An 8004-nucleotide genomic window follows, 5' to 3' on the forward strand; every position below is an offset into this window, starting at 1 on the left:
GGAAGAATCAGTCCTCGTCCTCGTCGCTGGCGTCGGCCTCGCTGGGAGGCCGCGGGCTGATCTTCTCCCACTTCAGGTACGCGACGGTGCCAGCGGCCGCGGCGACCGGCCACACCAGCGAGAGATCCTCGGCGACCTCCTTCGCTGCATCGCTCGTGAGCACGACTTGCATCAGGGTGATCAGGAAGACGGAGGTGACGAAGAAGGCGAAGAGGCTCCGCTGCTGGGTCCAGGTCAGGGGGCCGGGCTGGGCAGCGAGGAACTGTCGTGCCGGTCTTTCCAGGTCCTGCAATTCATCACTGAGCTCGTCGGTCAGGTCGGCGGGATCAAAGGGTTCGAAAGCTTCGAAGTCCCGCTGCGCGTAATACTGTTCGAGCTCCAGGGCCAGGCCTGAGGCCTGGGACAGCGGGTTTGATGAGAATGCCTGGAGACGGGACATCGTCTCGTTGAGCATGCGGGTCAAATCGGATGTGACCCCGAACTTGGCAGTCGCGGGGATGGAGCCGGGCGAGGGCGGCCTGTATCAACGCGGAGTTCTCGATCACCGCGCGCATGGCGGGGCTGGGGCCCATGACGCTGATGTTCCGGGCAGCCGTGCGCAGGACCTCCTCCATAGCGGGACTGATCCCGGGAACGGCGGATCGGCGCAGCCTGGGGCCACGGCGTTCCGGCCCCTGCTCGTCCCCTGGCGGAGCAGCAGGCAGGTCAGAGGGCTCGGCGTCGTGCTCGTCGGGAGAGGACGTATCCGACATGCTGCTCCTGGCGCTCGATGGTGGCCCGAGGATCGCACAAATCGGGGCGCTCGGGGGGGCTCCTTCGGCAGTGTGCGCGGGCCGCTGCCGCCGTGCTCGTAGTAGCGGCGCCTACAGGCGGCAGGGCGTAGGTCTCGCCCCCGTGGTGCACGGTCACCGTCCAGCCGGCTGCGGTGCTCATCGGCCGTCGCGGGGCCGCCGGTGGCTGGACGCCGATCCCGGCTACGCCGGTCGAGGCGCCGACGTGCTCTTGCCCAAGTCAGTTCCGACCGGCCTGGGAGGCGTTTCCCGCTCACAGGTATGATGCATAGGGTATATAGTTATCTTGAAGGGTGGTCCTGTGGCAGGGCCTCCCGTCATCGAAGGCATCCACCCAAACCAAGGGAGAACTCGTGGACTTCGACTTCCGCGAAGAGGTCAGCTTCTTCACCACGCTGCACCCCGACGGTGAGGTCGACCACTCGGTCGGCCGATCCACCCGCACCGCGCTGCTCACCGGACTGCCCATCCTCGCCGGAGTGGCCCCGTGCGCCACGCTGCCGCTCGGCGACGGCATCGAGCTGCACCACCAGGGCGCCAGCACGGACGCGGCCAACCCGGTCGCGTCCAGGCTCGCCGCGCACTACGGCCACGAAGACCTCGCCCTGCACGGGCCGGTGTACCTCACCGGAGACAGCGGTGAGAGCGACACCGCCACCGGCATGGCCTTCGCCCCGTTCGACGCGCTGTGCGACGCCCTCAACGCGGCCGCCGGAGCCACCGGCATCCGCCTGTACCGCAAGGTCTGCCCGGGCGAGGACGTCATCGTCGCCTACGACGACTTCGTCCCCGGTGACACCTTCTGGTTCCTGGGAACCAGCCGCCGAGTCCTGCGGTTCGAGGACATGGACCCCCGCAGCGCCACCGCCCAGAACGACCCCGGTGCCCGACTCCTGGTCTGCGACGACGGATTCGCCATCACGGCCCTGCCCGGAGCGATCTTCCCCGAGCGCGCCGACCGCGCCCCGGCCGGGTACTGGCAGCGCACCGGCAACCGACTCCTGCCCGCTGGGTGAGCACCCCGGGGCGGCCCGCGCCGGGCCGCCCCCCTCGCCGGACCAGTCACCGCTCACCGAGAGGCCTGCAGCATGTCCGCACCGCACAACCACGACCGGGACCCGCTCCCCGGCGGCCAGAACCCCGTCCTCACCGGCTCCGACGAGGCAGCCGACCCGGACGACACCGAGGACGACGGCCCGGACGTCACGGTGGTCGTCGAACTCACCGTCACCGAGACCGTCTCCTACGAGTTCCGCTCCGAGGTCGAGGTCCCGGCCTGCGTCGCCGCCGACCAGCACGAACTGCACGACTACCTCGCCGACAACGAAGACCTCTGGCTCGACGACCTCGACCCCACCGGACGCACCAGCGACCTCTGCATCAACGAGCGCAGCCTCGACCAGGTCGAACTGGCCGCGTGAACATCGAGCACCCCTGACGCCGAGCGCCGCCCCATCAGCCGCCGGTCCACCCGCTGCGGCCCCGTACGGGGCGCCAAGAAGTCGCCCCGGACCGGCAGGCGCCGCGCAGCCGTCCAGCACCGATCCCCACGCGGACGCGGCTGTTCCCCTGTACTCCGCCCCGCCTCAACGCGCCAGCAGGCACCCGAACCGAAAGGACCATTCCTTCAGAGCGACACCATCACCCCGGTCGCCCCCAAGGCCCGTGCCGCGTACGGCGCTTACGTCACCCTCGGCCGCCCCGAGGGAGCGGACAGGCTCGCTCAGAGCCTGTCCGCCCTCGCGGGATACGCGGCGGCCCGCACCGGGAACCAGACCTGGAACGGCGCCGCGCACCACCTGGCTACCGCCATCGAAGCCGTCGGCACCGCCTCCGCCGCGCACCGCAAGGAACGCAGCGTCCTGCACCAGGCCGCCGCCACGCTCACCGTGGACGCGATCGTCGCCTTCGAGCGTGCTCACGCCGCCGACCACGGACGCCACCAGCCCGCGCCCGGCACCGAGTACGACTTCAGCATCTCCGACATCGGCCGAGCCGCCGTACAACTCCTCGGCACGCCCTGGCATGCCGAGTCCCTGCCCTGGGGCGTCAGCGCCCACATCGGCGAGGAGGGCAAGTCCGGCGGCGGCTACCTGCTCGCGGTCGACGAAGATGGAGGCCTCTATATCGCCGACGACGCTCGCGGGGGAAGCCGCACCGAGCTGGACGGAGCGTCTGCGGCTGACGGTCTGCCTGCCCTGGCCGCCCGCGTCGCCGACATTGTGACCAGCCTCCACACCTTCCTCGGGTGACCCCCGCGAGGCCCGCCCCCGGGCGGGGCGGGCCTCGCTCGACTGAACTGCGCCCTGGCGGGGACGGGCCGCCCCGGCGCCTGCCGTCCTCTGGCGCCGGCGCTCCGCCTGGCCATGCCCGGCATCCGGGCCAGTGCATTGCGCTTGGCCGACACGCCCCGCCTCTTGAGCCGGATCAGCAGCCGGAAGTCCGCTCCGGCCAGCAGAAACGCGCAAGAAAAAGTTCCACCCCATCCACCATGTGTGATGCAAAGAATGTATAGTTGTCTTGTTGGTTGGTCCTGTGGCAAGGCCCCAACACCGAAGACCCACACTCCACTTCAGGAGACACCCATGTTCACGACGGCTACCGCAACCGAAGACCAGAGCTACGCCCTACTCATCCAGCCCACCGGCGCCTTCCGCCTGATGACCTGGTCTTCCGCCACCACCCCGCGCCACGTACTGCGCTGCGAAACCGCCCGGCCGGTCGACCTCACCACCACCCTCACCCTCTGGGTCGACGAAGACGCCGCCACCCTCGGCGAGAAGGCCAACCGCGCCGCCCACGGCCTCATCACCCTCTACCGACCGACCCCGCCGCCGTACTTCGGCGATGTCGCCGTCACCGGCACCCCCGACGCCTCCGGCAACGCCCCCGGGCTCAGCGAAACCCAGGCGCTCGCACTGATCAGCATGTACCTCGAGACCGCCCCGACCAGCCTCATGCCGCACCCCCGCCGCTCCTGACCCAGCCCACGCAACTGGCTCCCGGACCTTTCCGGGAGCCAGCGCCCCCAGCCACCGAGAGGAGCCCCCGTGCACCGCACCTCCTGCCAGACCTTCACCGTCATGGGCCTGCGGCTGGACGTCGACCTGGGCGACATCTTCATCGCCGGAGTCGTACCCGGCCCGATCGCCGACGAGGTCATCATCCTCAGCACCAGCGAAGAGGAACTCACCCGGTGGGCCATGGACGTCGACGCCCCCGACGCGGACACCGCCGCGCGACTCGCGCGCCAGCACTGCCGCACCGAGGCCGACACCGGGGAGCAGGAATGTTCGTGGTGACCGTCGACACCCGACTCGGCGCCGTCGTCGTCGCCCCGGAGTGCACCGATGACCTCGACGACCTGACCTGCACCGTCATCACGGGCGCCGAGTTCACCTGGCGGCCCGACCTCGAAGCCTTCACCCACCCCGGCGAGGACCGGCAGGCGGCGGCCGACATCTCCCTGCGGCTCGTCGTACTCGGACACGACGTCCTCGCCGCCTGACCAGACCAGCAAGCGCAAGCCGCCCGGTGGCGGGGGAGTGGCAACCCCGCCACCGGGACCGACCGAAGACACACACGGAAGGCCCCACGATGTCCAACCCCCTGATCCCCGGCGCGGCCCACGACGACGGCACCAGCCCCGACGCCAAGCGCTGGACCCCCGACCAGGAGCAGCACACCCGTGCCGATGACCTCACCGACCTGTTCGGCCCCGTCATCCACACCTACACCCGCGCCCAGGGCATCGCCGACGGCGCCCTGGTGGAAGTCCCACAGGACCTGGCCCGCGAGGCGGGCTTCCGGGTCCACGTCGCCTTCACCGCCGCCGCCTGGGCGGACTGCGTCGCGTGGAGCGAGGAGGACAGTCGCCACCAGACCCCCCCAGGACGAGACCGGCCGCCTGTGGGACGTCCTGACCACGACCCGCTTCGGCATCCGGCGCAGCCCGGGTGGCCACCGCGCCGCGATCGAACTCGACCGCGTTCCGCGCGACGGGAAAGCCCAGCACGCCGTCCGCACGCAGCTTGTGGCCCACATCGGGCCCGGAGACCACGCCGAGCCCGTCATGACGATCATGCAGCCGAACGAAGACTGACCGGAGAAGACCACTCCCGCGACGGCGCTCCCGATCCGTCGCAGGAGTGGACTTCCGGGAGTGCCTGCTTCAGGAGGCCCCCGAGCTGGATGCCCTGCTCCTAGCTGAAAACTGGAACCGATCCGGAGCCCTGTACGCAACGCCTAGTGTTGCTCGACGGTGAGCGCGCCCGCGGACGGCACGAGGAAGACGCGTACGGCGTCGCTCACGTCGCGCATCACCGGTGCCTCCTGTCCGCGTGTGCCCGGTAGGCGCGGCTCGCGGCGCCTTGGGCACGCTTCCATGCGATGCGCAGGCAGTTTCCCGCCGGGCAGTAGTTCTCTCGCTGGCAGGGAGGGCAGCTGTAGAGGTGCGCCATGTAGTGCGCGTACAGCTCGTCCGCATGCGTTGCGGCCTGGTCGGTGGTGTTCATGAGTCGATCGTCCGTTGGGGGAGGGGCTCGTGCAGTGGGGTGGTCACGCCGATTGACGCTGTCGGCTGGGCGGCCGTCGCGGTCACCGTGGCCAGTTTGAACGCCACCTCCAGCTCGCGGCCGACGTCGTGGCCGTTGAGGAGGGTGTGCGGGGTGTTCGTGGCGTCGATCCAGGGTGGGGTGTCCCAGATGGCGCCGTTGCTCGGCGGGAGGGCGAGCCACCCCTCCGGTCCGGTGCGTACCTCGACGCTGTCGTGCACGGCCGCGTACCGGCCTGTTGCTGGCAGCACCAGCAGTGCGGCGGTCTGTTGGTGGGTGACCAGGCACGGGACGAGGCTGATGCGGTCGAGGCGCAGCATCGCCACCATTCCGACCCGGAAGGGGACGAGGACCGCGTCGAAGTGGGTGGTGGCGGCGATGAGGGAGCCGCCGGGTGTCGACTGGAGTGCCTCCTCGAGGGTGCCCTCGGCTAGGCGGGGGGATGAGGTGACGTAGGGGTGTGCGCCGGGGGCCGGGCAGTTGTGGTTGTCGCAGGTGCAGCCCTGGCGGGGGCGCAGTCGGTGTCCTAACGTCACCGACCAGCCGAGTTGGACGTAGGCGCGAGCGGCAGCAGCCGGAGCGCGGGTGTTGATCGGCTCCATCGCCGACACCCCCATGTGATCGCTTAGGCACGGATTGTGATGCCCATGAGGATGGGGGCCGGGACGCAGTGCGCCCCCTAGAAAAACTAGGGGGCGTTGACCGGTGGGTGATGGCGGGTCAGCTCACGAGTTCCATGTGGCGGATCAGTCCGGAGAGCGCACTGGCCTGTGAAGGGACGCCGGTCCGGGCGAGGTCGCTGACGAGGGCCCTGGCCATGGGGTCGGCGTGGACGTAGTACGGGGCCTCGGCCGCCGCGGCCCGCAGCTTGGTGACTGCGCTGGGGCTCTTGCCCATGCGGTGCAGGGCCCGCGCCTCGTCGATGGCGAAGTGCGTGCGCCGTTCACGGCTGGGCACGTCATTGACGTTGACGTCCGGCACTCGCCGCAGGCCTGTGTCGGGCTGGTCGACCTCGACGCCGGCCTCGGCCGCGTGCACGGCGACCGTGCCCCTGCCGAACACGGTGTGCTGGTCGACGTCGTACCAGCCGTCGCCGAGCCGGTCGGCATCCGCGAGGGCGGTGTCGATCCGCGCCCACGCGTCCGTCGTCCGGCCGCCGCGCGCGTGCGCGATGGCGCACCGCAGGTGCAGCGCGCCGCGCAGGGAGAGCGCCTGCGCGCGGTGCCCCGTGGCGTACGGCTCGAGGTCCTGCAGGGCCGCGTCGGCGACCGCCACCGTCTCGCGCAGCGACGCCTGATGGAGCAGCGCACCGCACCGGTCCCACGCGACCGCTGCCTTGATCACCGGGTCGTTGAGCAGCGCGGCCGCGCCGGCCGCCACCTCCGCCGCGATCCACGCCAGGTCCGGGTATCCGAGTTGGTTCAGGGCCATCCGGGCGGTACGTGCCGCGTCGACCAGGAGCCTCAGCACGTCCCTGCGGTGCTGCTCGTCGGCCACCAGGAGAGCGGTGTTTAGGTCCTCCACCATGGGGGGCAAGAGCGTGGCCACCTTCGGCAGGTCGGCCGCCTGCCGGGCCACGTTGGCCCTACGCGAACGGGCCCGCAGGGCCGTGACATCCGCCCGCGGGCCTTGGGGACTCAGCCCAGGATGCCCGGAGAGGATCAGCCCGGCCCGGCGCAGGCCGGTACGCAGCGCGGGAATGTGGGCGTGCGCGAGGTGGCCGCCGTTGCGTTGCAGGCGGTAGGGCTGACCGAGCAGCCACACCACATCCACGTCGCACCGATCCGCAATCGCCGTGATCACGGAGTACCGGTCGAGCGGCTGACGGCCACTCTCGACATTCGCCACCCACGCCTCGGTGCGGCTCACGAAGCCGGCGAGCTCAACCTGCGTCAGCCCCGCAGCATTTCTGGCGATCCGTACACGCGTACCGATGTGCTCGTCACTGGAGAGAGGCATACTGACTCCGTTCTGGACTAGGCACTCAGAACGGTACGCCTAGCGGCCCTCACCGGATGTGGGGGCCGCTGTGCTGTTGACGCAGATGAAGCCCTCGAAAGCTCCCCCGGCGCGCCGGGGGTTCCAGGTCAGCCGTTGAGAGCCTGGCCGTTCGGAAAGGACCAGACGATGGCCTCGTACGCGAAGGACCCGCGCTGCGCCGCCATGGCCGAGGCCCTCGTGCCCCTGCTGCGCCGCAACTGCCCGGAAGGAGCTGCCGGATTCGGCGGCTCGTACCAGGTGAATCTGGATGACGAGGAGGCCGTCGGACTGGGCGGGGTGGAGCTGATCCGGGCCGCGATGCGCAAGGCGGCCCGGCAGCTCGGCTGGAAGGTCACGACGATCGGGATGATCGGCACCCGCCACGGCACTATGGTCGTCGTCCAGGACGTGCGCGAGGTGCCCGAGGAGTACCAGGCCGTCATCGAGGACGCTATGAACGACCGGATGCGGTCCGCGCTGCACAAGGTGTGGGGCGAGCAGGGCCCGGCCCCTGTCCAGCGCGGCTCGGTGGCCTTGATGACTCAGGAGTTCCGCGCGGCTGTGGCCGCGGGCAGCGCCTAACGCGCTACCGGAGCCTGGGCGCCGCCGATGGGGCCCTGACGGCGCGGCAGGCGGAGTACCTGGACTGTGGCCGGCAGATCCGCAAAGGGATGGCGCAC

At 70.5% G+C, this 8004-nt stretch carries 12 protein-coding genes; 8 read left to right on the plus strand and 4 right to left on the minus strand.

The window, feature by feature from the left end; genetic code table 11:
- Positions 1-7: 7 nt before the first annotated feature.
- Positions 8-454: a hypothetical protein gene (locus QUY26_RS40360; RefSeq protein ID WP_289956667.1), complete on the minus strand. Its 447-nt coding sequence runs from the start codon at positions 452-454 to the stop codon at positions 8-10.
- Positions 455-1144: 690 nt separating this feature from the next.
- Here QUY26_RS40360 and QUY26_RS40365 point away from each other — a divergent pair.
- The 7 genes from QUY26_RS40365 to QUY26_RS40395 all read left to right on the plus strand — a co-directional run bounded on the left by QUY26_RS40365 (position 1145) and on the right by QUY26_RS40395 (position 4893).
- Positions 1145-1807 (plus strand): hypothetical protein, encoded by a 663-nt coding sequence (locus QUY26_RS40365; protein ID WP_289956668.1) that lies wholly within the window; start codon positions 1145-1147, stop codon positions 1805-1807.
- 72 nt (positions 1808-1879) lie between these two features.
- The gene (locus tag QUY26_RS40370) at positions 1880-2212 is read left to right on the plus strand and encodes a hypothetical protein (protein WP_289956671.1); all 333 of its coding nucleotides are present in this window, start codon (positions 1880-1882) and stop codon (positions 2210-2212) included.
- Between the two features lie 468 nt (positions 2213-2680).
- Positions 2681-3043, plus strand: coding sequence for a hypothetical protein (locus QUY26_RS40375; RefSeq protein WP_289956672.1), 363 nt, complete (start codon positions 2681-2683; stop codon positions 3041-3043).
- Between the two features lie 333 nt (positions 3044-3376).
- Positions 3377-3772 (plus strand): DUF3846 domain-containing protein, encoded by a 396-nt coding sequence (locus tag QUY26_RS40380; protein ID WP_289956674.1) that lies wholly within the window; start codon positions 3377-3379, stop codon positions 3770-3772.
- Positions 3773-3841: 69 nt separating this feature from the next.
- Entirely contained in the window at positions 3842-4093 is a 252-nt protein-coding gene (locus tag QUY26_RS40385; RefSeq protein WP_289956676.1) for a hypothetical protein, read from the plus strand.
- Positions 4081-4299 carry a hypothetical protein gene (locus QUY26_RS40390; protein ID WP_289956678.1) on the plus strand — a complete coding sequence of 73 codons (219 nt, stop codon included), beginning with the start codon at positions 4081-4083 and terminating at the stop codon, positions 4297-4299. The genes QUY26_RS40385 and QUY26_RS40390 overlap by 13 nt, the downstream gene beginning before the upstream one ends.
- A 186-nt stretch (positions 4300-4485) precedes the next feature.
- Positions 4486-4893, plus strand: a complete 408-nt coding sequence (locus QUY26_RS40395; protein WP_354670775.1) for a DUF6573 family protein — start codon at positions 4486-4488, stop codon at positions 4891-4893.
- 217 nt (positions 4894-5110) lie between these two features.
- Here the strand turns inward: QUY26_RS40395 and QUY26_RS40400 are convergent, their stop codons facing one another.
- The 3 genes from QUY26_RS40400 to QUY26_RS40410 form a co-directional block, all read right to left on the minus strand.
- The gene (locus QUY26_RS40400; RefSeq protein WP_289956680.1) at positions 5111-5305 is read right to left on the minus strand and encodes a hypothetical protein; all 195 of its coding nucleotides are present in this window, start codon (positions 5303-5305) and stop codon (positions 5111-5113) included.
- Complete coding sequence (locus QUY26_RS40405; RefSeq protein WP_289956682.1) at positions 5302-5946, minus strand: hypothetical protein; 645 nt, start codon at positions 5944-5946, stop codon at positions 5302-5304. Before QUY26_RS40405 ends, QUY26_RS40400 begins: the two co-directional genes overlap by 4 nt.
- A 118-nt stretch (positions 5947-6064) precedes the next feature.
- The gene (locus tag QUY26_RS40410) at positions 6065-7303 is read right to left on the minus strand and encodes a helix-turn-helix domain-containing protein (RefSeq protein WP_289956684.1); all 1239 of its coding nucleotides are present in this window, start codon (positions 7301-7303) and stop codon (positions 6065-6067) included.
- Between the two features lie 168 nt (positions 7304-7471).
- Between QUY26_RS40410 and QUY26_RS40415 the strand changes: the two genes are divergently transcribed.
- The gene (locus QUY26_RS40415) at positions 7472-7906 is read left to right on the plus strand and encodes a hypothetical protein (protein ID WP_289956686.1); all 435 of its coding nucleotides are present in this window, start codon (positions 7472-7474) and stop codon (positions 7904-7906) included.
- Positions 7907-8004: the final 98 nt, after the last annotated feature.

Source organism: Streptomyces flavofungini, from assembly GCF_030388665.1.
GTDB lineage: Bacteria > Actinomycetota > Actinomycetes > Streptomycetales > Streptomycetaceae > Streptomyces > Streptomyces flavofungini_A.

Excerpts from the sequence above, each read along its gene's own strand:
- QUY26_RS40360 (WP_289956667.1), bottom strand. The coding sequence starts at position 454 with ATGCTCAACGAGACGATGTCCCGTCTCCAGGCATTCTCATCAAACCCG.
- QUY26_RS40370 (WP_289956671.1), top strand. The coding sequence starts at position 1,880 with ATGTCCGCACCGCACAACCACGACCGGGACCCGCTCCCCGGCGGCCAG.
- QUY26_RS40380 (WP_289956674.1), top strand. The coding sequence starts at position 3,377 with ATGTTCACGACGGCTACCGCAACCGAAGACCAGAGCTACGCCCTACTC.
- QUY26_RS40390 (WP_289956678.1), top strand. The coding sequence starts at position 4,081 with ATGTTCGTGGTGACCGTCGACACCCGACTCGGCGCCGTCGTCGTCGCC.
- QUY26_RS40395 (WP_354670775.1), top strand. The coding sequence starts at position 4,486 with ATGACCTCACCGACCTGTTCGGCCCCGTCATCCACACCTACACCCGCG.
- QUY26_RS40400 (WP_289956680.1), bottom strand. The coding sequence starts at position 5,305 with ATGAACACCACCGACCAGGCCGCAACGCATGCGGACGAGCTGTACGCG.
- QUY26_RS40405 (WP_289956682.1), bottom strand. The coding sequence starts at position 5,946 with ATGGAGCCGATCAACACCCGCGCTCCGGCTGCTGCCGCTCGCGCCTAC.
- QUY26_RS40410 (WP_289956684.1), bottom strand. The coding sequence starts at position 7,303 with ATGCCTCTCTCCAGTGACGAGCACATCGGTACGCGTGTACGGATCGCC.
- QUY26_RS40415 (WP_289956686.1), top strand. The coding sequence starts at position 7,472 with ATGGCCTCGTACGCGAAGGACCCGCGCTGCGCCGCCATGGCCGAGGCC.